Annotated in this window: 19 protein-coding genes; 5 read left to right on the top strand and 14 right to left on the bottom strand. The window is 58.9% G+C overall.

Annotated elements, in window-relative coordinates; genetic code table 11:
* Positions 1-12 precede the first annotated feature (12 nt).
* Both mutS and fdxA read left to right on the top strand, forming a co-directional pair.
* Positions 13-2,610, top strand: coding sequence for a DNA mismatch repair protein MutS (gene mutS / locus I6N98_RS05425; protein WP_198570779.1), 2,598 nt, complete (start codon positions 13-15; stop codon positions 2,608-2,610).
* Positions 2,611-2,724: 114 nt separating this feature from the next.
* Entirely contained in the window at positions 2,725-3,048 is a 324-nt protein-coding gene (gene fdxA, locus I6N98_RS05420) for a ferredoxin FdxA (RefSeq protein WP_198570778.1), read from the top strand.
* Between the two features lie 75 nt (positions 3,049-3,123).
* On the opposite strand, the gene rpoS is transcribed toward fdxA, so the two are convergent.
* From rpoS to I6N98_RS05365, 11 genes are all read right to left on the bottom strand, one after another.
* Complete coding sequence (gene rpoS / locus I6N98_RS05415) at positions 3,124-4,086, bottom strand: RNA polymerase sigma factor RpoS (protein ID WP_198570777.1); 963 nt, start codon at positions 4,084-4,086, stop codon at positions 3,124-3,126.
* A 176-nt stretch (positions 4,087-4,262) separates the two neighbouring features.
* Positions 4,263-5,024, bottom strand: coding sequence for a peptidoglycan DD-metalloendopeptidase family protein (locus tag I6N98_RS05410; protein WP_232787470.1), 762 nt, complete (start codon positions 5,022-5,024; stop codon positions 4,263-4,265).
* Between the two features lie 62 nt (positions 5,025-5,086).
* Positions 5,087-5,983, bottom strand: a complete 897-nt coding sequence (locus I6N98_RS05405; RefSeq protein WP_198570776.1) for a DUF368 domain-containing protein — start codon at positions 5,981-5,983, stop codon at positions 5,087-5,089.
* A 30-nt stretch (positions 5,984-6,013) separates the two neighbouring features.
* Positions 6,014-6,682, bottom strand: coding sequence for a protein-L-isoaspartate(D-aspartate) O-methyltransferase (locus tag I6N98_RS05400; RefSeq protein ID WP_198570775.1), 669 nt, complete (start codon positions 6,680-6,682; stop codon positions 6,014-6,016).
* Complete coding sequence (truD, locus tag I6N98_RS05395; protein ID WP_198570774.1) at positions 6,679-7,737, bottom strand: tRNA pseudouridine(13) synthase TruD; 1,059 nt, start codon at positions 7,735-7,737, stop codon at positions 6,679-6,681. Before truD ends, I6N98_RS05400 begins: the two co-directional genes overlap by 4 nt.
* On the bottom strand, positions 7,734-8,231 hold the full coding sequence (ispF, locus tag I6N98_RS05390; RefSeq protein ID WP_198571553.1) for a 2-C-methyl-D-erythritol 2,4-cyclodiphosphate synthase: 498 nt from the start codon (positions 8,229-8,231) through the stop codon (positions 7,734-7,736). The genes truD and ispF overlap by 4 nt, the downstream gene beginning before the upstream one ends.
* A gap of 2 nt (positions 8,232-8,233) precedes the next feature.
* Positions 8,234-8,941, bottom strand: coding sequence for a 2-C-methyl-D-erythritol 4-phosphate cytidylyltransferase (gene ispD, locus I6N98_RS05385; RefSeq protein ID WP_198570773.1), 708 nt, complete (start codon positions 8,939-8,941; stop codon positions 8,234-8,236).
* Positions 8,942-8,951: 10 nt separating this feature from the next.
* A complete protein-coding gene (ftsB, locus tag I6N98_RS05380; RefSeq protein ID WP_198570772.1) occupies positions 8,952-9,230 on the bottom strand; it encodes a cell division protein FtsB in 279 nt (92 codons plus the stop codon).
* A 31-nt stretch (positions 9,231-9,261) separates the two neighbouring features.
* A complete protein-coding gene (gene eno / locus I6N98_RS05375) occupies positions 9,262-10,551 on the bottom strand; it encodes a phosphopyruvate hydratase (protein ID WP_198570771.1) in 1,290 nt (429 codons plus the stop codon).
* 22 nt (positions 10,552-10,573) lie between these two features.
* Positions 10,574-11,425 carry a 3-deoxy-8-phosphooctulonate synthase gene (gene kdsA, locus I6N98_RS05370; RefSeq protein ID WP_198570770.1) on the bottom strand — a complete coding sequence of 284 codons (852 nt, stop codon included), beginning with the start codon at positions 11,423-11,425 and terminating at the stop codon, positions 10,574-10,576.
* An 85-nt stretch (positions 11,426-11,510) separates the two neighbouring features.
* Positions 11,511-13,139, bottom strand: coding sequence for a CTP synthase (locus I6N98_RS05365; RefSeq protein ID WP_198570769.1), 1,629 nt, complete (start codon positions 13,137-13,139; stop codon positions 11,511-11,513).
* A 198-nt stretch (positions 13,140-13,337) separates the two neighbouring features.
* Here I6N98_RS05365 and suhB point away from each other — a divergent pair, with 198 nt between their 5' ends.
* Positions 13,338-14,138: an inositol-1-monophosphatase gene (gene suhB / locus I6N98_RS05360; protein ID WP_198570768.1), complete on the top strand. Its 801-nt coding sequence runs from the start codon at positions 13,338-13,340 to the stop codon at positions 14,136-14,138.
* A 66-nt stretch (positions 14,139-14,204) separates the two neighbouring features.
* Here the strand turns inward: suhB and secF are convergent, their stop codons facing one another.
* The 3 genes from secF to purL form a co-directional block, all read right to left on the bottom strand.
* Positions 14,205-15,128 carry a protein translocase subunit SecF gene (gene secF / locus I6N98_RS05355; RefSeq protein ID WP_198570767.1) on the bottom strand — a complete coding sequence of 308 codons (924 nt, stop codon included), beginning with the start codon at positions 15,126-15,128 and terminating at the stop codon, positions 14,205-14,207.
* A gap of 10 nt (positions 15,129-15,138) precedes the next feature.
* Positions 15,139-17,013: a protein translocase subunit SecD gene (gene secD / locus I6N98_RS05350; RefSeq protein ID WP_198570766.1), complete on the bottom strand. Its 1,875-nt coding sequence runs from the start codon at positions 17,011-17,013 to the stop codon at positions 15,139-15,141.
* Positions 17,014-17,077: 64 nt separating this feature from the next.
* Positions 17,078-20,971 carry a phosphoribosylformylglycinamidine synthase gene (purL, locus tag I6N98_RS05345; protein WP_198570765.1) on the bottom strand — a complete coding sequence of 1,298 codons (3,894 nt, stop codon included), beginning with the start codon at positions 20,969-20,971 and terminating at the stop codon, positions 17,078-17,080.
* 110 nt (positions 20,972-21,081) lie between these two features.
* Between purL and mltF the strand changes: the two genes are divergently transcribed.
* Entirely contained in the window at positions 21,082-22,581 is a 1,500-nt protein-coding gene (gene mltF / locus I6N98_RS05340; protein WP_198570764.1) for a membrane-bound lytic murein transglycosylase MltF, read from the top strand.
* A gap of 13 nt (positions 22,582-22,594) precedes the next feature.
* A complete protein-coding gene (locus tag I6N98_RS05335; protein WP_198570763.1) occupies positions 22,595-23,449 on the top strand; it encodes a PhzF family phenazine biosynthesis protein in 855 nt (284 codons plus the stop codon).
* Positions 23,450-23,596: the final 147 nt, after the last annotated feature.

Here is a 23,596-nt window from a genome sequence, read left to right as displayed (position 1 = left end):
AATCATCGCCCTATGACCAAAAGCACCAATGCCTCGGCCCAACACACGCCGATGATGCAGCAGTTTATGAAGATCAAGGCAGATCACCCCAACGAGCTGCTTTTCTACCGTATGGGGGATTTTTACGAACTGTTCTTTAACGACGCCAAACGGGCGGCGTCCTTGTTGGATATCACCCTCACTGCCCGGGGCAAATCTGGCGGCGAACCCATCCCCATGTGTGGGGTGCCCTTCCATTCAGTGGAGGGCTACCTAGCCAAACTGGTCAAGTTAGGCGTCTCGGTCGCGATTTGCGAGCAAATCGGCGACCCCGCCACCAGCAAGGGACCGGTAGAGCGCAAGGTCACCCGCATTGTCACCCCCGGCACCCTCAGCGATGAGGCCCTACTGGATGAGCGCCGGGACACCCTGCTGGTCGCGGCCTGCCAGCAGGACCAACGCTACGGCCTGGCGGTATTGGATATGAGCAGCGGCCGCTTCAGCGTATTTGAGGTAGACAGCGAAGGCGAGTTACTTAGCGAGTTACAGCGGCTGCGCCCGGCGGAATTACTGCTTGCCGAGGACCTGGTCAGCGAGACCCTCCCCGACTTACCCGGCCTGCGCCGCCTGCCGCCCTGGGAATACGACAGCGACAACGCCCAGCGGCTGCTGTGCGCGCACTTTGGCGTACAGGATTTGCAAGGGTTTGGCTGCCAGCACCTGCGACTGGCCACGGCGGCCGCGGGTTGCCTGCTTAACTACGTCAAAGATACCCAGCGCAGCGAGCTGCCCCATATCCGTCAGCTGAGCGTGGAATTGCGAGACCAGGCTGTCGCCATGGACGCCGCCACCCGCCGCAATCTGGAGCTGGACATCAACCTGGCCGGGGGCACCGACAACACCCTGGCCTCGGTCCTCGACCGCTGCCAGACGGCCATGGGCAGCCGGCTGTTTAAGCGCTGGCTGCACCGGCCACTGCGGGACCGCAACGTTCTGGAAGCACGCCTGGCCAGCGTCGCCGCACTGAAAGATGACTATCACTTCGAGGGTATCCAGAACGTCCTTAAGCAAATTGGCGACCTGGAGCGTATCCTATCCCGGGTAGCGCTGCGCTCTGCCCGCCCACGGGATTTGTCGCGTCTGCAGTCCTCGCTGGCTGTGTTGCCCCAGCTACAATCTCTACTCACAAGCCTGGACGTGCCACACCTGGCGACCCTGTCCAGCGATATCGCCGAATTCCCCGAGACAGCGTCGCTGCTGGAGCGGGCCATTATCGACAATCCTCCGATGGTGATGCGGGACGGCGGTGTGATCGCCGAGGGCTACGACAGCGAGCTGGACGAGCTGCGCAGCCTAAGCAGCGATGCCGGCGACTTCCTATTGCAGGTGGAGCAGCGGGAGCGGGAACAGACCGGACTTTCCAGTCTCAAGGTCGGTTACAACCGGGTCCACGGTTACTATATTGAGATCAGCCGGGTTCAGGCCCAGCAGGCGCCGGTGGAGTACATACGCCGGCAAACCCTGAAAAATGCCGAGCGTTTTATCACTCCCGAGCTGAAGGAATTCGAAGACAAGGCGTTGAGCAGTAAAAGCCGCGCGCTGGCCCGGGAGAAAATGCTCTATGAAGCGCTGCTGGATGCCCTCAACCAGCAACTGGGCGAACTGCAACTCAGCGCCCGAGCGCTGTGCGAGCTGGACGTGCTCTGCAACCTGGCCGAGCGCGCCGAGCAGCTGGATTTTTGCGCGCCGGAATTCAGCGATACCTCCGAGCTCACTATCGACCAGGGCCGCCACCCGGTGGTTGAGAGTGTCCTGGACGATCCCTTTATCGCCAACGATCTAAGGCTAGATACCGCCCGCCGAACCCTGATTATCACCGGCCCCAATATGGGGGGTAAATCGACCTATATGCGCCAGACCGCGCTGATTGTGCTGCTGGCCCATATCGGCAGCTTTGTCCCCGCCAGGCAGGTGAAACTGGGTCTGGTAGATCAGATATTTACCCGTATTGGCTCCTCTGACGATCTGGCCGGCGGCCGCTCCACCTTTATGGTGGAAATGACCGAGACCGCCAACATCCTCCACAATGCTACCGAGAACAGCCTGATATTAATGGATGAAATAGGCCGGGGGACCAGCACCTTTGACGGCCTGGCGCTGGCCTGGGCCAGCGCCATTCAGCTGGCCGACCGAGTCGGCGCCCTGACGCTGTTCGCCACTCACTACTTTGAACTGACCGTGCTACCGGAGCAATACCCCGGCGCCGCCAACGTGCACCTCGGTGTCACCGAGTATCAGGACCACATCGTCTTTCTACACCGGGTTGAGGAAGGCCCTGCCAATCGCAGCTACGGACTGCAAGTGGCAAAATTAGCAGGCATTCCCGACCGGGTGCTGGCCGCCGCCAAACAAAAGCTTCACGAGCTTGAAAACCAGGCCATCGGCTCGGCAGTGGACGCACCCCACCCCCAGGCCGACCTGTTTGCGGCGCCGCCACCGAGTCCACAACCGGCAAGCCCAGATCCGCTGGCGGAGCGTCTCGGCGATATCGACCCCGACGAGCTCAGCCCCCGGGATGCCCATACCCTGCTCTATGAGCTCAAGGCACTCGCCCAAAAAGATCATGGATAAAAGCGATAAGCCAAAGTTAAATTATGATTAATACCCGTGCTATGCGGTTTTTTACCGCTGGTGGTACAATAGCGCGCTCAAAATCAAGTCAGTAAGCGAGAGGGGCTTAACAGAATGACGTTTGTCGTAGGCGAAAACTGCATTAAATGCAAACACACCGACTGTGTGGAGGTTTGCCCGGTCGATTGTTTCTACGAAGGCCCCAACTTTTTGGTGATTCACCCCGATGAGTGCATCGACTGTGCACTGTGTGAGCCTGAGTGCCCCGCCGAGGCCATCTTCTCAGAAGACGAGCTGCCCGAAGATCAGCAGGTTTTCCTGGAACTCAACGCCGAACTGGCTGAGGTGTGGCCCAATATCACTGAAATGAAGGACGCTCCCGCGGATGCCGAAGAATGGAACGGCGTACCCAACAAGTTGCAGCACCTCGAGCGCTAGTACGCTCACTGCATATCAAGACATAAAAAAAGCCCGCACTGCGGGCTTTTTTTATGTCTGCGTCACAGTCTACGGCTAAATTTCAGCCCCCTCGCTGGCAAACAGCGATGTAGCGTTCAAACCGTTCTTTTCAAGAATTTTCCGCAGCGAATTGAGTGCCTCGACCTGTATTTGCCTAACCCGTTCCCGAGTCAGTCCAATCACCTGGCCGACATTCTCCAGAGTGGCAGGATCGTGGCCACGAAGCCCAAACCGCCTCACTACCACGTCCTGCTGTTTATCGGTCAACTCATCCAGCCAGGTGTCTAAACATTGGGATAGGTCCTGATCCTGCAAAATATCGCTGGGATTAGAGGCCTGATGGTCGGCAATGGTATCCAGCAACAACTGGCCACTGTCCCGCCCCACCGGCACATCCACCGAACCGACTCGCTCCTTCAGGCGACACAGCCGTTTGGCCTCATCCACTGGTCTGTCCAAGGCATTTGCCATCTCTTCTGGAGAGGGCAAATGATCCAACTTCTGGCTAAGCTCCCGCTCGGCACGCAGATAGGAGTTAAGTTCTTTAACAACATGGATAGGAAGGCGGATGGTGCGGGACTGATTCATGATGGCCCGCTCAATGGTTTGCCGAATCCACCAAGTGGCGTAAGTGGAAAACCGAAAGCCCTTCTCGGGGTCGAATTTTTCTACTGCGCGGATTAAACCGAGGTTACCCTCTTCAATTAAATCCAACAGGGTGAGGCCGCGGTTCAGATAGCGGCGGGCGATTTTGACCACCAAACGCAGGTTGCTCTCGATCATTCGTTTGCGACCGGCGGCATCACCTTTTCTGGCAAGTCGGGCGTAGTGCTTTTCCTGCTCGGGTGTGAGCAGTGGCGAAAAACCAATTTCGTTTAAATACAGTTGGGTGGCGTCCAATTCCCCCCGGCTGGCGCTATCGCGACGGCTGTCGCGCTGGCGGCTCTTGCCTTCGTCATTAAAGTCCAGGCTATCGGGAATAGCCGAACTTTCCGTCCGTGTTTCAAATACCCGCATCGTCGAATCCTTACTATTACTGTTATTGGCTGGCAGTGATGTGCACTGCTCATCGACTTGGTGATGCGATTGCGCGCTGCTATTTTCGATTTCGTTGTTTCAATTTCAGTGTTTCGACTTCATTGATGGTGCGCGTATTACGAAAAAAGCCGCAGTCAGCGCAATGGCAACCAATGTTATCTACGGGGTAGCAGCCGCAAAGGATCAACCGGTTTTCCATCTACACGAATTTCAAAATGTAGCTTGGCCGTGTCTGTGCCACTGTCTCCCAACTCGGCAATGACTTGGCCCGCTTTGACGATATCTCCTTCTTTTACCAATAAACGTCGGTTGTGCCCGTAGGCACTGAGGTAACGCTCGGAGTGTTTCAGTATGAGCAGGTTACCGTAACCCACCAACCCACTGCCGGCATACACCACGGTGCCACTGCGGGACGCCTTTACAGACTCCCCCATTTTGCCTTTGATATCAATACCTTTGTGCGCCTGACTGGTGGCCACAAAGGCCCTCAGCACCGGGCCAGCGGCGGGCCAGCGCCAACTTTCATTAGCGGGTGCTGATTGAAGGGGTGGGGTTTTTGGTTTGCTTGGACTCTTACTGACAGCCTTTGGTGGCGGCTTCGAGGCAACAATGGGCTTAGTACTTACACTGGGGCGCGGCGCAGGAACGCGACCTTCCCGCAAGCGCAAGCGCTGACCCGGGTAAATCGTATAGGGCGCACGAATAGTATTGGCCGCGGCAAGCCCTTGAACATCGAGACCGTAGCGGAAGGCAATGGAGAACAAGGTATCACCGCGGCTCACCACGTAATAATCCGGGCGTTGTTCAGAAGGGTTGTAGCGATCGACAATGGGAGCCCGGTTGGTGTTGGCAGCGCAGGCGGACAAGCTCGCCATCAGCAACAGCGTTGCGATACTTTTCCCCGCCAGCCGACGCATTCTACCTTTCCATTGCCCCTTGTTGCGCCCAGTCTATAGGAAAGCTGCGCGACAGCAAAAGTTCAACGCTCAAGGGCCGCCCGCTCGATCAGCCAAATTATCGCCACCCCCACAAGGGCCAGTAGTATCGCCAGTGGCAGATCGGCGCTGAAACTCCCCTGGTAGTGCCAGGGCCAGACGTTGTACCAATTAACACCTTGGATTACCGGTGTCTCTGCCTTCCAGGGCCAGATAATGGCCAGTGAGCCCAGCAGCAGACCAGTCAGAAATTGCAGTAAACCGTGGCGATGGCGATGCAACAGCCAGGACAGCAGCCGCACAAACAACATAAGCCCGGTGCCGCAGCCCAGGGCAAAGACCGCCAGGGTGGCGAACTCCAGGTTTTTGATAGCGGCAATCACCGGGCCATACATACCCAGTATAAGCAGGATAAAGCTGCCGGATATCCCGGGTAGAATCATGGCGCAAATTGCCACCGCACCAGAACAGAATACAGTGAGGTAATTCACCGGCAGTTCGCCCGGGCGAATCAGCGACACCGCCAAAGCGAAGACAACGCCGGGCACCACCATAACGATGCCGCGATCAGCCGCGGGAATCTGCCGGTAAATCAATACGGCTGATGCCAATATCAAGCCAAAGAAAAACGCCGACAGCAGCACGGGGTGATGGGTCAAGGCGTAATCGATGGCATTGGCCAGTGTCAGGATACTCAGTGCTATACCGCTAAACAGCGCCAGCAAAAAGCTACCGTTAACGTAGCGCCAGGCCGGCCCTGGTCCCTCTTTCCACAGTATCTGCAACGCACTGGGGCCAAAGGCCTTTAGACTGTCGATCAGGGTATCGTAAATACCGGTGATAAAAGCGATCGTCCCACCAGACACACCGGGCACCACATCGGCGGCGCCCATGGCCACACCGCGCGCGACGATACCGGCGTAATACTTATTGCTCGCCATGAACCATTTCCTTTGAGCTTGGGGAAAAATTTACGACAGCACGCCGGAGACAAGGGGGACAAACAACACTGAGTCCATCACCTGTTCAACGATGCCAGTGTCGCTGCGGTCATAAACCCGTAACTGCTGCTGCTTGCCCTGAGCCCCCACCGGGATCACCAGTCGCCCACCCACGGCCAGCTGCTCGAGCAGCTCCTCGGGAACTTGCTCCGGTGCCGCAGTGGACAAAATGCCATCGTAGGGGCCCCGCTGGGCCCAGCCCATGCCGCCGTCTGCGTGGCGCAAATGGGCATTGCGCAGGCCCAATTGGGAGAGCCGCTGACGGGCTTTTTCCTGTAGCGGCCGGATGCGTTCTACGCTGTAGACCCGGTCCACCAGCTGGGCCAGTACCGCAGTTTGATAGCCCGAGCCCGTGCCCACTTCCAGCACCCGCCGGCGGGGACCCTCGGCCAACAGCAGCTCGGTCATTCGCGCCACGATATAAGGTTGAGAGAGTGTTTGCTGAAAACCGATGGGGAGGGCGCTGTCTTCGTAGGCGCGGTGAGAGAGGGCTTCGTCGAGAAAAATATGCCGGGGTGTGGCCCGCATCACCTCCAGCACGTCAGCGCTGGTAATCCCTTTCTCCCTCAGGCGCTCAATCAAGCGATCCCGGGTCCGCTGGGAAGTCATACCAATGCCTTGAAGATTAATCCTGCTCACGTGCTATTGTTCTCTTGGGTCGTCGCCACAGGCGGCGTCAACAATTCTCGCACAAGCGCGGTGGCGAAACAGCCCTTGGGCAGCGAAAAACTCAGTTGTAATTGATCTCTCGCCGGCCATTCGGCCACCAGCGACACGGGCATAACCCGCAAACTGCGCCGCGCCATCGACGCATCAAAACGAAGCAGACCGTCACGCAGCAATGGGTGGCGGTCGATGATCTGGTCCTCGAACTGGGCGACCGTTTCACCGACGGTGGTTTTCCCTACTTTGCCAAAAAGCGGGCCTGTAGGGTGAATATCACCCACTTGCAGTCGCTGGCGCAGCCCGTCGTCGACGGTATCACTAAACACACTGCCGCTATCCCGCAACGCAAACAACTCGCCCTCATCCAATGCCGAATTCCAACAGCCCAGCTCAACCCGACGGCTCAACACCTCGTTAAACAGAAACGACCGCGCTGAAGACAATAATATACCGCGCTGAAAGCGTTTAGGGCTAAAGTCGCCTTCAAACCAACGGCGACACTGCACCAGGTTGCCGCCGTCAATGCCAAAGCGCTGCTCAGCAAAATAATTGGGGAATCCCTCGCGAGAGAGCGTCTCCAGCCGCTCACCGGCGGCGTCAGATTCGCCCTTCACATTGCGAAGCAACAGGGTAAAACGGTTGCCACTGTGGGTGCCGCGGCGCAATTTTTGCCGATGACGCAGAGCCTTTGTCACACGCCACCCCTCCCCAGCCACACCCTGCCAGTCCAGTCGCTGTTTGCCGGGGGTGTGAACGCAGAACCACTGCCGCGTCACCGCGTGACGGTCCTTCATGCCTGAATAGCTGACGGCTTTGCTGGCCAGATTGGCGTGACGGGCTAGCTGACGAGCAACAAAGTCGGTATTTTGGCCGCGCTTTTCCACCCACAGCCAGTCGAACTCACCGTCGTCACTGAAAGGAATATCCAGCAGTTCTTCTACGACAAAATCCTCAGCGTGCTGTTTGATATCGCCTTCCAGCGAGATGGCGGGGTAGGCCTTGGCCAACTCGCTCACCGCCGCACTCATGCGCCGGGCTCCGGCTCGCGCCGGGCCAATAGCACCACGGCATCGACGGCAATGCCTTCCTGCCGGCCGACAAAACCCAATTTCTCTGTGGTGGTGGCTTTGACGCTGATCGCTGCGGCCTCAACCTGCAAAGCGTCGGCAATGGTTTGTCTCATGGCGGCGATATGGGGCGCCAGCTTGGGGGCCTGAGCGGCAATGGTGATGTCGGCATTACCCAGAGAATAGCCCTGTTGGCAAACCAATTGGTAGCAGTGTTGCAGCAAAGTCAGACTATTGGCACCGGCGTAACGGGGGTCGGTATCGGGAAAGTGTTTGCCGATATCGCCCAGGGCCAGGGCGCCCAACAACGCATCGCAAAGTGCGTGTAAGGCCACGTCGCCATCGGAGTGGGCAACCAAACCCAGCTCACAGGGTATCGACACCCCTCCCAGCACAATACCCTGCCCAGATGTCAGGCGGTGCACATCGTAGCCGTGACCAATACGAAAAGGCATCGTCATTGTTGCACCTGTTGCTGCAGCTCGCGGAGGAAGCCCTCTGCCAGGGCCAAGTCCTCGGGGTGAGTAATCTTAATATTGCGATGGCTACCGGCCACGACGCGGGGCCGGGCTCCCACTGCCTGCATGGCCGAGGCCTCATCGGTAACCTGTTCACCAGCGAGGCGACAGTGACGCAGTGCATCACGAAGTTTGAACAGAGGAAAATACTGCGGTGTCTGGGCACGCCACAGCTGATCCCGCTCAACGGTCGCCACGACTCGCCCATCACTGTCCACCCGCTTGAGGGTATCCACCACCGGCAGCGCCAGCAAAGCGCCCTCGGAAGAGGAGCCCCCCGCCGACAGTAGCGCCTCCAACTCGGACCAGGATAAACAGGGGCGGGCCGCGTCGTGAACCAGAACCCAGTCGTCGGGGTCCGCGCTTGCACTGAGATAGTCCAGGGCGTTTTCCACCGAGCGTGCGCGATCATCGCCGCCCGTTACGGTATGGACTCTGGGGTCAGAGGCGCAGGTTAACGCGGCAAAACGGCTATCCGCTGGGCCCAGCGCAACGACCAATCCAGCAAGATCCGGGCAACGCAATATCGCTGCGATACTGCGCTCGATAATGGCTTTACCAGCCAGTGGCAGATACTGCTTGGGGCAATCACCACCAAAACGACTGCCCTGCCCCGCCGCCGGCATTACTGCCCATATCCGCGACATAAGCGCCTCGTTACTCCTCAATAATCAAATAGAAGGTTTCGCCCTCTTTGATCAGACCAAGATCGCTGCGGGCGCGTTCTTCGATGCTGTCGAGGTTGTCCTTGAGGCTGCGAACTTCGCCATACAAGCGCTCGTTGCGCTGGCGCAGCTCGCGATTGACCTGCTTTTGTTCCTGGATATCGCGTTTGAGACTCACCACCTGCTCAAAGCTGCCGCGACCAGTCCAAAGCCGCCACTGCAGGACGGCCAGTATGATCAGCAGTACAATCAACAGTCGGCGGCGAGTCATCCCAAACTCCAGATAGCTAGGCAGTTACGGCCTAGCTCTGGCGTGCGAACTCGTCGCGACCGCGGTAAGCCGCACCCAACTCCGCTTCGATGCGCAGCAGGCGGTTGTACTTGGCAACCCGGTCAGAACGGCACAGCGAGCCAGTCTTGATCTGGCCAGCCGACGTCGCCACCGCCAGATCGGCAATGGTGGTATCTTCGGTTTCGCCGCTACGGTGGGAAATCACCGCGGTGTAGCCGGCGTCTTTGGCCATGTTGATGGCATCCAGGGTCTCACTCAGGGAGCCAATCTGATTGAATTTAATCAAAATGGAGTTGGCGATATTGTTGTCGATGCCCCGCTTGAGGATTTCAGTGTTGGTCACGAACAGGTCGTCACCCACCAGCTGCACCCGGTCGCCGGTCAGCTCAGTCAGCGCCTGCCAGCCGTCCCAGTCGCTCTCGTCCATACCGTCTTCGATAGAAATAATCGGGTATTTCTGGCTTAAAGCATCCAGGTAGGCGGCAAAGCCGGCGGCGTCAAATTCTTTGCCCTCGCCACTGAGCTTATATTTTCCGTCTTTATAAAACTCCGATGAGGCGCAATCCAGGGCCAGAGTCACGTCTTCGCCCAGGGTATAGCCGGCGTTGGCCACGGCTTCGGCAATCACTTCCAGCGCGGCTTCATTGGAAGGCAGGTTGGGAGCGAAGCCACCCTCATCACCCACCGCGGTGTTAAGACCACGACCCACCAGCACTTTCTTCAAAGCGTGGAAGATTTCGGCGCCCACCCGCAGGGCCTCGGTAAAGGTCTCAGCGCCCACCGGCTGAATCATAAACTCCTGAATATCGACGTTGTTATCGGCGTGCTCACCGCCGTTGAGGATATTCATCATCGGCACCGGCATGGTGTACTGACCTTCGGTGCCGTTGATTTGGGCAATGCGTTGGTAAAGAGGAATGCCCTTCTCCGCTGCCACCGCCTTGGCCGCAGCCAAGGACACCGCCAATATGGCGTTGGCACCCAGGTTGGCTTTGTTGTCAGTGCCATCGGCATCGATCATCGCCTTATCCAGGCCGCGTTGATCTTCGGCATCAAAACCGATCAGCAGGTCGCGGATGGTGGTATTGATGTTGGCCACCGCCTTTTGCACACCCTTGCCCAGGTAGCGGCTCTTGTCGCCGTCCCGCAGTTCCAGGGCTTCCCGGGAACCGGTTGAGGCACCCGAAGGCGCGCAGGCCGAGCCCACGGCACCCGAGGCCAGCACCACATCGGCCTCTACTGTGGGGTTCCCCCGGGAATCCAGGACTTCAAAGGCTTTGATATCGACGATTTCCGCCATGACATACGTCTCCGTTAATTCACTAACTAATCTGTAAAGCCGGCAGGGACTTGATCAAATCGTCCACCGCTTTCATTTGCGATAAAAAGGGTTTCAGGGCGTCTAATGGGAGCGCGCTAGGGCCGTCACACTTGGCCTGATCAGGGTTGGGGTGGGCCTCCAAAAACAGGCCAGCCAAACCGATGGCCATCCCCGCCCGGCCCAATTCGGCGACCTGATGACGACGGCCACCGGAGGCCGCGCCCATGGGGTCCCGGCACTGTAGGGCGTGGGTGACATCAAAGATCACCGGCGCGCCGCCGCTCACTTCCTGCATGGTGCGAAAACCCAGCATATCCACGACCAGGTTGTCGTAGCCAAAATTGCTGCCCCGCTCGCAGAGCATGATCTTGTCGTTGCCGCACTCGGCAAACTTCTCGACGATGTTTTTCATTTGCCCGGGGCTCAGGAACTGGGGCTTTTTGATATTGATCGCCGCCCCAGTTGCTGCCATCGCCGCCACCAGATCGGTCTGGCGGGCCAGAAAGGCCGGCAGCTGAATCACGTCGCACACCGCCGCCACTGGCGCCGCTTGATGGACCTCGTGCACGTCGGTGATCACCGGCACCTTAAAGGTCTGCTTGATCTCTTCAAAAATCTTCAGCCCTTCATCCATGCCTGGGCCGCGAAAGGAGTGAATTGACGAGCGGTTGGCTTTGTCAAAAGACGCTTTAAACACATAGGGAATACCCAGCTCGGCGCACACCGTTACATAGTGCTCCGCCACCTGCATGGCCATATCCCGGGATTCCAGCACATTCATGCCACCGAACAACACAAAGGGGCGATCATTGGCAACGTCAATGCCGGATACGTTAACAGTTTTGGTATTCATGGGTGCTTCCTGTCATGGCCCAGGGCCATTCCCCGGATCGTTTTGAGGGGGAATCGCCATCTGATTTTTGGTGCGTCTGATGGGGCTACTGAGACTTTGCTGCCGCCATCGCCGCCTCAATAAACCCGGTAAACAGCGGGTGGCCGTCCCGTGGGTCAGAGGTAAACTCGGGGTGGAACTGGCAGGCGACAAACCAGGGGTGGTCGGCAACCTCGACCACTTCCACCAGGCTGTTATCCCCTGACCAGCCACCGATTCGCAAGCCCGCTTGCTGTAGTTGCTCAACGTAATTGTTATTCACTTCATAGCGGTGGCGGTGGCGCTCCATAATTGTCTCGGCTCCGTAAATCCCTCTGGCGCTGGAACCCTCAACCAAATGACAGGCCTGTGCCCCCAAGCGCATGGTGCCGCCGAGGTCCGAACCCGCGTCGCGCTGCTCCACGGCCCCCTCGGAGGTAATCCATTCTGTGATCAGCCCCACCACCGGGTGCGGACTGTTCTCCGCAAATTCGCTACTGTTAGCTCCCTCAAGCCCCAATACATTGCGGGCAAATTCGATTACCGCGACCTGCATACCCAGGCAAATGCCCAGGTAGGGAATGCGATTTTCCCTGGCGTATTGCACCGTGCGGATCTTGCCCTCTACACCCCGGTTGCCAAAGCCGCCCGGCACCAGAATGCCGTCAACGCCATCCAGTACGCCAACCCCTTCAGTCTCTATGGTCTCTGAATCGATGTACCTGACATTGACCTTGCTGCGGGTGTGAATACCGGCGTGTTTAAGCGCCTCATTCAAGGATTTGTAGGCGTCCAGCAATTCCATGTATTTGCCCACCATCGCGATGGTGACCTGACGATCCCAGTGCAGGTCGCCTTCGATCACGTCATCCCATTCGGACAAGTCGGCTTCCGGACACTCCAGGCCAAAACGCTCAACCACCAAATCGTCCAAGCCCTCACCGGAGAGCAGCGAGGGAATGCGGTAAATACTGTCCACATCCGGCAGCGGGATTACCGCCCGGGACTCGACGTTGGTAAACAGGGCGATTTTCTGGCGGCTGCTCTGGTCTACTTCGTGGTCGGAGCGGCACAGTAGAATGTCGGGTTGGAGGCCGATAGAACGCAGCTCTTTCACCGAGTGCTGGGTGGGCTTGGTTTTGGTCTCGCCGGCGGTGGCGATGTAGGGCACCAGGGTCAGGTGAACCAGCATGGCGCGCTTGGCGCCCAGCTCCACCTTCAACTGACGGGCGGCCTCAAAGAACGGCAGGCCCTCGATATCCCCCACCGTGCCGCCAATCTCAACAATGGCGACGTCGGCATCACCGGCACCGGCAATCACCCGCCGTTTAATTTCATCGGTAACGTGGGGAATAACCTGCACGGTACCGCCCAGGTAGTCGCCGCGGCGCTCTTTGCGCAGCACCGTCTCGTAAACCCGTCCGGTAGTGAAGTTATTGCCTTTGTGCATTTTGGCCCGCACAAAGCGTTCGTAGTGCCCAAGGTCGAGGTCGGTTTCCGCACCGTCTTCGGTGACAAACACCTCGCCGTGCTGGAAGGGGCTCATGGTCCCCGGGTCGACGTTGATATAAGGGTCTAATTTGAGCATGGTGACATTGAGACCACGGGCCTCAAGAATGGCACCAAGGGAAGCCGAGGCGATGCCCTTGCCGAGGGAAGAAACAACACCGCCTGTGACGAAGATAAATCGCGCCATGAAAAGCCTTTACTCTGAGCTAGCTAGATGGAAAGGGCCAGCACAGACAAACCTCGGCGCCTGCGTGGTGAGCCCCACAAGATGGGAGCTCAGTTTATCAGGAAGGCCTCAACGAAACAACGAGATTAACGCTCTGAGCCACGCCGCAGCTCTGTTATACTGCGCCGCTAATTGCTGCACTATCAAGGTCTTAGATTTATGCAACCGATGCTCAATATCGCCCTTCGCGCCGCCCGCCGCGCCGGCGACCTGATTGCCCGCGCCGCCGAACAGCTGGACCGCGTGCAAGTGGAAACCAAGGGTGAGAACAATTTTGTCACCGAGATCGACCGCAAGTCGGAACAGGAAATCCTTTACCACCTGCAAAAAGCCTATCCCGACCACAGCTTTCTCGGCGAAGAATCCGGCCAGTCCGGCAATCCTGACAGCGAGTACCAGTGGATCATCGACCCCATCGATGGCACCACCAATTTTATTCGCGGCATTCCCCACTACTGCATTTCCATCGCCTGCCTGTACAAAGGGCAAATCGAACACGCGGTGGTACTGGACCCAATTCGCCGGGAAGAGTTTACGGCCAGCCGCGGACGGGGCGCCCAGCTCAACGGTCGCCGCATCCGGGTCACCATGGCGACCTCGCTGGAAGGCACGCTGATCGGCACTGGCATCCCCTTTAAGTCACGCAGTGAGCAGCACATCCCCGCTTATATGAAGAGCCTGGAGGCAGTGGCCAGTGAGACGGCAGGGGTGCGGCGCGCCGGGTCGGCGGCACTGGACCTGGCCTATGTGGCCGCGGGGCGTCTGGACGGTTTCTGGGAAATCGGCCTGAGCCAATGGGATATCGCTGCAGGTGTGTTGCTGGTGCGGGAAGCCGGCGGCCTGATCAGCGACTTTGAGGGCGGTGGCAGTTACCTGGAGACCGGCAACATCGTCGCCGGCAACCCCAAATGCCTGAAGAGTCTATTGCAGACCGTAAAACCCCACCTCGGCAATATCTAGCGGAGCATCAGGCTGCAGGGCCAGAGTCCCGACCGGGACCTGGCCCACTTACACTCAGGTATTAGCTCAGGGCAGCTCGTCCAGCTCCGCGCCTTCTTTTTCTGGGGGCATCAAATCTTCCTGGCGAATGTTCATCGTCAACAGCAGGTTGGCGACCACATAGACCGAAGAGTAGGTACCCACACCCACCCCCACCAACAAGGCCAGTGCAAAGCTGTGGATCATTTCACCGCCGACAATGGCCAAGGCCAGCAGCACCAGCATGGTGGTACCCGAGGTAATTAAGGTACGCCCCAGCGTTTCGGTCAGCGAGATATCAATGACCTCCTGGGGATTGTGACCCCGCAGCTTGCGCAAGTTCTCCCGAATTCGGTCCGAGACCACGATGGAGTCATTGAGGGAGTAACCGATAACCGCCAGGATCGCCGCCAGCACAGTGAGATCGAAGTCCCAGCCGGTGAGGGCGAACACCCCTAAGGTAATCAATACGTCGTGGCCCAAAGCTGCCACCGCGCCGATGGCGAATTTGAGCTGAAAGCGCATGGCGACATAGATCAACACCACCATCAGCGCCAGCAGCACAGCCAGCCCGCCCTGCTCGCGCAATTCCTCCCCCACCTGGGGGCCAACAAATTCAATGCGCAGCAACTCGACGTCACCTTCAGCATTGCTTTGCAGTGCCGACAGCACCTGATCGCCCAACGACGGACTCAGCCCCTGGGGCAAACGCACCAGCACGTCGGTATCGGAGCCAAAGTAGACCACGATAGCGTCTTCAAAACCTTCACTGGCCAGAGTTTGCCGCACCTCGGGAAGGGGCACAGGCTCCTCGTAAAGCACCTCAATCAGCGTACCACCGGTGAAGTCCAGGCCGAAGTTGAGTTGCTTGAACGTCAACGAGGCGATAGCGCCTAACAGCATTAATATCGACAAGCCCGCCGCCAGCTTGCGCCAGCTCATAAAGCGAACGATGTGGGTTTGCTCAGTCATGATTCGCTCCTTATATCGCCAGCTTGCTGACCCGGCGACCGCCGTAGATCAGGTTCACCAGTGCGCGGGTAAGTAGAATGGCGGTAAACATCGAGGTGATAATCCCCAGCGACAGCGTCACTGCAAAGCCTTTCACCGGCCCGGTGCCCACCGCGTAGAGAATCACCGCCACTAGCAAGGTGGTGAGGTTGGCATCGATGATGGTGACAAAGGCCCGACCATAGCCGGAGTCGATGGCCTGCTGAGGCGGCGCCCCGCCTTTAAGCTCTTCCCGTATTCGCGAGAAAATCAGTACGTTGGCATCCACCGCCATACCGACGGTGAGCACGATGCCGGCAATACCCGGCAGGGTCAGCGTGGCCCCCAGGATCGACATACAGCCCACCACCAGCACTAGGTTAAAGCCCAGAGCCACCACGGAAATCACCCCAAACAAGCGGTAGTAGACCACCATAAACAGCGCCACCAAGCCCAGGCCCAGTTGCACTGACTTCATTCCGCGCTCGATGTTTTCCGCCCCCAGTGAGGGGCCTACCGTGCGCTCCTCCACAAAGTCGATGGGTGCGGCCAAGGCGCCGGCCCGCAGCAGTAGCGCCAGCTCTGACGACTCGGCGGGGCTGTCCAGCCCGGTAATACGGAACTGCACGCCCAGCGCATCGCGGATGGTGGCCAGACTGATAATGGATTTCTCGTCGTAGGGAACCCGCACCACCTGCTCGACCCCGTTTTCGTCTTTTTCGTAGCGGGTACGGCTTTTGCGCTCAATAAACAGCACCCCTAACCGGCGATTCACATTGTGCCGCGTCATCCGGTGCATCAGGGTGCCGCCTTCGCTGTCCAGGGTAATGTTGACCTGGGGACGACCGTTTTCATCAAAACTGGCCTGGGCGTTGGCCACCCGCTCCCCGGTGATTACCACATCCCGCTCCAACCAGGCGGTGGGCTCCCCCGGCCCCGGGTTACGGAATTCAAACCTCTCCCGCTCTGACACCGGCGCGTCGTAGCGCGCCTCCAGACGAAACTCCAGATTGGCGGTTTTACCCAGTATGCGCTTGGCCTCGGCGGTATCCTGAATCCCCGGCAACTCCACCACGATGCGATTGCGGCCCTGGCGCTGCACCAGCGGCTCCGACACCCCCAGCTCGTTGACCCGGTTACGCAGGGTGGTGAGGTTTTGCCCCACAGCGTAATTCTCGATTTCCTTGCGCTTGGTTTCGTTGATCAATGCACGCAGGTAAAAACCGCTATCACCCTCCCCGGCATCGACACGCTCTACCGTGAGGTCGCTAAATTCCTTGCGAATCAGCGAATACGCTTTGTCGCGATTTTCCTCGGTGCGGAATTTACCGTTGATCACGCCCTGATCATCAAGACTGATCAGGCCCCGCACCCGCTCTTCCCGCAATTTCTTTTTGATGGAGGAGCTGTAGTTTTCCAGCCGGTTGGCAATGGCGGTATCGGTGTCCACCTCCAGCAGAAAGTGCACACCGCCACTCAAATCCAGCCCCAGCTTCATGCCCTGGGCGCCGATCTTGGTCAGCCAGTCCGGCGTATTGGAGGCCAGATTCAGGGCCACAATATAGCCGTCCCCCAGGGCCCGCTGAATCACCTTTTGTGCCCGCAGCTGATCGTCAGACTCATAAAGCCGTATCAGACCGCTGCTGCCATCCTCAGCGGCGTGCTCACCAAAGTGCTCAATGGCAGCGGCATCCAGGGCCGCAGAGGCCTTGTTCACCAACCGTTGATCGATCTGAGCACCACTGCTTTCGCCGGAAATCTGCACCGCCGGGTCTGGCCGGTAAAGGTTGGGGGCGGCGTATAGCAAGCCCATCGCCAATACCACCAGAATCAGCAGATTCTTCCACAGCGGATATTTGTTCAACATAGTATTTGCACCAATAGCCGCTCCCTGGCGGCACTCTCATTTGTGATTTTTTGGTAGAGCTCGATCAGTTCACCCAGACTCGGGCATTGCGGAACAACCGCATCCAACCGCTATCCTCTCGGCGCTGATCCGGCAACCAGGAGTTGCAGACGCTGCGGAATACCCGCTCCGGGTGCGGCATCATCACCGTAACGCGACCATCGGCGCTACATACCCCGGTGATACCGAGGGGCGAGCCATTAGGGTTGGCGGGATAGCGTTCTGTTGCCGCCAGGGTATTGTCGACATAGCGCAATGCGACCCTGCCGGCCTGACTGAGGGCCTGGATCTGTTGGGTATCGGCAAATTCCGCCCGCCCCTCGCCGTGAGCCACCGCCACCGGCAGGGACGAACCCGCCATGCCAGCCAGTAATATTGAGGGCGACTCGGGAATTTCAACCATTGAGGCCCGGGCTTCGAACTGTTCTGAGCGGTTGCGCACAAAACGCGGCCAATGTTCAGCGCCGGGAATCAGGGCGTGAAGATTGGACATCATCTGGCAACCGTTGCATACCCCTAAAGCAAAACTGTCGTTGCGCTGGAAGAAGCCTTCAAAGTCGTCACGGGCGCGACTGTTGAACAAAATGGTCTTGGCCCAGCCCTCACCGGCACCCAATACGTCGCCGTAGGAGAAACCGCCGCAGGCCGCCAGCCCCTTGAAGTCCGCCAGGCTGACCCGGCCACTGAGGATGTCGCTCATATGCACATCCACCGCCGCGAAGCCGGCGCGATCAAAGGCCGCAGCCATTTCCATCTGACCGTTAACACCCTGCTCCCGCAGAATCGCCACCCGGGGGCGACTGCCACGGTTGATATAGGGCGCGGCAATGTCGTCGGCGGCATCAAAGCTGAGGCGCTCGCTAAGGCCGGGATCATCATCCACCAAGCCTTCGAACTCCTGCTGTGCGCAGTCGGGGTTGTCCCGCAGCGCCTGCAGGCGATAGCTGGTCTCAGCCCAGCGCTTGTGCAGCGCCAAACGATCGGCAGCGAGTACCTGCTGACCACCGACGCTGACAGTGATGTCTGAGCCGGTCGCGGCTTCACCGATGATATACACAGCATCAGCGCCCAGGCCCTGCTCGGCAAAGCACGCTTGCACCCGAGCCACATCGTCGCATTTGACCTGGATAACCGCGCCGGCCTCCTCGGCAAACAGCGCCGCCAGAGGATCATCTGCGTCGGGTAGCGTGACATCCAGCCCGCAGTGACCGGCAAAGGCCATTTCCAGCAAGGCCACCAGCAGACCACCGTCAGAGCGGTCGTGGTAGGCCAGTAGTGCGCCCTCTGCCAACAGGGTTTGCACCGCCAGGTAGAAGCCCTGCAAGCGGGCGGGGTCGTCCACATCGGCGACCGAGGCGCCCAGCTGATTGTAGACCTGGGCCAGGCAGCTGCCGCCCAAGCGCTGCTGACCGGGGCTGATATCCACCGCCAGCAAAACTGTGTCACCGGCATCCAACTTCAGTTGCGGGGTGACGGTATTGCGCACATCCGCCACCGGCGCAAAGGCCGAGATCACCAGCGACATGGGGGCAGTCACCGACTTATCTTCGCCGCCTTCCTGCCAGGCGGTGCGCATCGACATACTGTCTTTACCCACCGGCACGGTGATGCCCAATGCCGGGCAGAACTCCAGGCCCACGGCCTTAACCGCATCGTAAAGGCGCGCATCTTCATCGCCATGACCCGCCGCGCACATCCAGTTGGCGGACAGTTTGATATCTGACAACGTGCCATGGCTGCTCTGGGCACAGGCAATATTGGTAATCGCTTCCGCCACGGCCATTCTCGCCGACGCTGCGGCGTCCAGCAGCGCCAGAGGGGTGCGCTCACCCATGGACATAGCCTCACCAGCAAAGGTGGTATAACCGGAGGTGGTCACCGCACAGTCCGCCACTGGCACCTGCCACGGGCCCACCATCTGGTCGCGGTGCACGGTACCGGTGATCGAACGGTCGCCAATAGTGATCAGGAATTGTTTGGAGGCAATGGTGGGCAGGCACAGAAGTCTGTCCAGGGCCTCGGCCACGGTCACCTCAGCGGTGTCCAGTGCCGTCGACTGCTGGGCAAAGTGCTCGCTGGTGCGGTGCATTTTGGGCGGTTTGCCAAACAACACCGGCATGGGCAGATCCACGGGGTTGTTGTCGAAATGGGTATCGCCCACTCGCAGGGTTTGCGCCTCAGTGGACTCACCCACCACCGCGTAGGGCGCCCGCTCACGCTCACAAATTGCCGCAAATCGCGCCAGATTCTCCGGCGCTATCGCCATCACATAGCGTTCCTGGGACTCGTTACACCAGATTTCCAGAGGCGACATTCCCGGTTCGTCATTGGGAACATTGCGCAGTTCGAAGTCGCCGCCACAGCCGCCGTCTTTAACCAGTTCGGGAAAGGCGTTAGACAGGCCGCCGGCGCCCACATCGTGGATAAAGGCGATGGGGTTGTCCTCACCCATCGCCCAGCAGCGATCGATGACCTCCTGAGAGCGCCGCTGAATTTCCGGGTTTTGCCGCTGCACTGAGGCAAAGTCGAGATCGGCACTGGACTGGCCAGAACTCATTGACGATGCCGCGCCGCCGCCCAAACCGATCAGCATCGCAGGACCACCCAGCACCACCAGCTTGTGGCCGGGAGTAAAGGGCGTTTTCTGTACGTGCTCATCTTTTATATTGCCGTAGCCGCCGGCAATCATGATGGGCTTGTGGTAGCCCCGCTGCTCGGCCCCCGCGCCAGTGTCCGCCTGCTGCTCATAGCTGCGGAAGTAGCCGCACAGATTGGGGCGACCAAATTCATTGTTAAAGGCGGCGCCACCGATGGGCCCCTCCAGCATAATGTCCAGCGCCGACACGATGCGATCGGGTTTGCCGTAGGCTTGCTCCCAGGGCTGAGGAAAGCCGGGGATCTGCAGATTGGACACACTGAATCCAGTGAGGCCCGCCTTGGGCTTTGAGCCCCGCCCCACGGCGCCCTCGTCGCGAATCTCGCCACCGGCGCCTGTGCCGGCGCCCGGAAACGGCGCAATCGCGGTGGGGTGGTTGTGGGTTTCCACCTTCATAAGAATGTTGATGTTTTCCCGATGCAGGCTGTATTCCGCGCTGTCCGGATCGGGGTAAAAGCGCTCCGCCTCGGGCCCGGCCACCACCGCGGCATTGTCCGAGTAGGCACTGAGTACGCTGTCGTCGGCGGCCAGCTTGTAAGTGTTCTTAATCATGCCGAACAGGGAGTGTTCCATGTCCTGACCATCGATGGTCCAACTGGCATTGAAGATTTTGTGCCGGCAGTGCTCCGAGTTGGCCTGGGCAAACATCATCAACTCGACGTCGTTGGGGTTGCGCCCCATCTGCTTAAAACTGTCCACCAGATAGTCAATTTCGTCGTCGGCCAGAGCCAGGCCCAAGGCGCTATTGGCCTCGGCCAGGGCTTCACGGCCACCACCCAACACATCCACGGAGGTCATGGGCTGGGGTTGATGATGGCTAAACAACGCCTCGGCTTCATCCACGCTTTCCAGCACGGTCTCCACCATGCGGTCGTGAACCGCCGCTTTAAGGGTTGCCAGTACAGAGGCGTCCGCCTCGGCTATATCAAAGCGGTACAGCACGCCGCGCTCAATGCGCTTGACGCCACTTAACCCACTGTTGCGGGCGATATCTGTGGCCTTGCTGGACCAGGGTGAGATCGTGCCCAGGCGGGGCACCACCAGCAGCTCAAGGCCTTCGACGGCGGCGAGTTCTTGGCTGGGACCATAGCGCAGTAGCTGCTCTAAAACCTGGACATCGCCATCGCTAAGGCCCTCGTCCTCCACCAAGTGAAGATACTGAGCGGACAGCCCCTTTAGGGTAGGCAACGAGGCCTGCAGCAGGGAAAGCAGCTTGTCGAGACGGAATTGGGAAAGCGCCGGGGCGCCGGGCATGATGCGCATGCGGGGCAGTGACCTCGTTGGACCTGGAGTAAAGCCGGGCATTGTAGCGGATTTGCGGTCGGATTTTTATTGTTGGCGTGATTTCCGAGCCGCCGATAGAATGAAGCCCTATGCAGAGATCACAACGGGCCGTGACGAACCCTAATTCAGACCCCAAAAACCGGCATCACGCCCACTACTGGCGCGGCTTGCGCCGCGTGCTCGCTGCCGTGCTCACAAGCCTGTTGTTCGCTCACTGCAGCGAACCACCCGACAGTCTGACTCGGATTCGAGATGAGGGTGTGCTGCGGGTGGTGACCCGCAACGGCGCCACCACCTACTACGAAAATCAGGGCCAACCCACTGGCTTTGAGTACCATTTGGCCAAGGCCTTTGCCAAGCACCTGGGTGTGGAGCTGGAAATGGTCACCATGGTGGGCCTGGACGATATCTTCACCGCACTGGAAAACAACCACGCCGATTTCGCCGCCGCCGGCTTGAGTGTCACCGAAGGGCGTAAAGCCCGCTTGGCCTTTGGCCCGACCTACATGACGGTGGAACAGTTTATCATCTACAACCGCGACCAAACTCCCGGCCTCAGCACCGTCAAAGCCCTGGTCGACAAGCGCATCCGGGTCATTGCCGATAGTTCTCATGTGGAAATATTAGAGCAACTGCAGCAAATCCATCCGCAACTCAGCTGGACCGAAAGCCGGGACTTGGAAGCCATCGACCTGCTGGAGCAACTGCGCAATGGCGACATTGATGCCACCATCGTCCACTCCAATGTGTTTCACGCCAATCGCGCCTTTTACCCCACCATCCGCATCGCTTTGAACGCCGGAGAGGATAGTCCACTGGCCTGGGCGCTGCGCCCGGGGGAGGACAATGCCGCGTTGCTGGAAGAAATGTCGGTATTCTTTACCGAGATCAAAGCCAGTGGCCGCTTGGCACGGTTGGTTGATCGCTTCTTTACACTCAGTGAACAGCAGACTTTCATCAGCAACCACACCTTTATGAAGATGAAGTCTGAACGCCTGCCCCAGTACAAAGGGCTGATAGAACAAGTGGCCATAGAATACGATATGGATTGGCGGCTGCTGGCGGCCATGAGCTACCAGGAATCCCACTGGAATCCCAAGGCCAAATCCCCCACCGGAGTGCTGGGCATGATGATGCTGACCGGCATCACCGCAAAAGAGCTCGGTGTGACCAATCGCCTCGACGCCCTGCAGAGCCTACGCGGCGGCGCCCGGTACTACAAAAAGTTGCTAGCCAGACTGCCCAGCAGCATTGAGCAACCGGATCGCAACTGGTTTGCTCTGGCGGCTTATAACATCGGGCTGGGGCACCTGGAGGACGCCCGGATACTCACCGAAAAACAAGGTGGTAATCCGAACCTGTGGCGGGATGTCAAGAAGCACCTGCCGCTGCTGCGCCAACGCAAGTGGTATGAAACCACCAAATACGGCTATGCCCGGGGCGACGAACCGGTGCGCTATGTGCGCAATATCCGCAACTACTACTCGATACTCACCTTCGACGAGCTGAATCGCTATCGGGTCCCGCCGCCGAAAATCGTCTCCGATTACCTGCCCTCGGAGATTAACCGGAGCCTGAACGGCTTGTAGGGGGAATGCGGACGTGACCCCGGACTACTTTATTGTCGACGCCTTCAGTCACGGCCCCTTTACCGGCAACCCCGCGGCGGTTTTGCTACTGGCAGACAGCGCCAGCGACGCCTGGATGCAGGCTGTCGCCGCAGAGATCAACCTCTCTGCAACTTGCTTTGTGTGGCCAAGGGCCGCAGGCGATGATTTGCCATGGCGCCTCAAGTGGTTTACCCCCAGCAGCGAAATTGTGTTGTGTGGCCACGGCACGCTGGCTTGTGCCCATATGCTTTGGCAGCTCGGGTTGGCTCAGGGTCAAACGATCCGCTTTGACGCCGGACCACAGCACTTTTCTCTGCGCTGCCAGCTACGCCAGGCCGATTCCGGCGCCGCCAGTATCAGCTTGGACTTCCCAGCCAATCACGCCGAGCCAGGCGATATCGACCCGGTGCTACAGAATTTGCTGCCAGCCGGTATAGCGGCGGTGGGACGCAGCATTACCGTCCCCGGCACCCTGCTGATCCAACTTTCGGAGGCTGAAGCAGTAGAGCACTTCTCCCCTGACTTTGCGGCCATTCTCGCCGCCACCCGGGATTGCCTGTTGCTGACGGCGCCGGGCAAGCGGGACGGGTTCGACATCGTATCCCGCTTCTTTCCACTCCACGCCGGCTTCAACGAAGACCCAGTAACCGGATCCGCGCACTGTATGCTGGCGCCCTGGTGGCAGCCTCGGCTACATCGCCAACACCTGCGCTGCTACCAAGCCTCGTCAAGAGGCGGTACAGTCGATGTAAGCTGGGACGGTAAGCAGACGGTACAAGTGACGGGGCGGGCCTCGACACTATTGCGCGGGCGGTGGCAAAGTCTAATCAACGCGATAACGACGTAGACCTGTCATACAGCGGTCAGAAAACCCGGAAATACTGGTCTGATGAAAGCGGATAATAAGTAATTCAGGCCAAAGCGCTAATAACAATGTATGGCAATCCATGTTTGTGACAATCCGTGTGTGATAAGCCATATTTGTGGCAGCCAA

Origin of the sequence: Spongiibacter nanhainus (genome assembly GCF_016132545.1) — a bacterium.
Lineage (GTDB): Bacteria > Pseudomonadota > Gammaproteobacteria > Pseudomonadales > Spongiibacteraceae > Spongiibacter > Spongiibacter nanhainus.
Note: the sequence above shows the minus strand (reverse complement) of the source record. Positions and strands in the feature narration are given on the sequence as shown.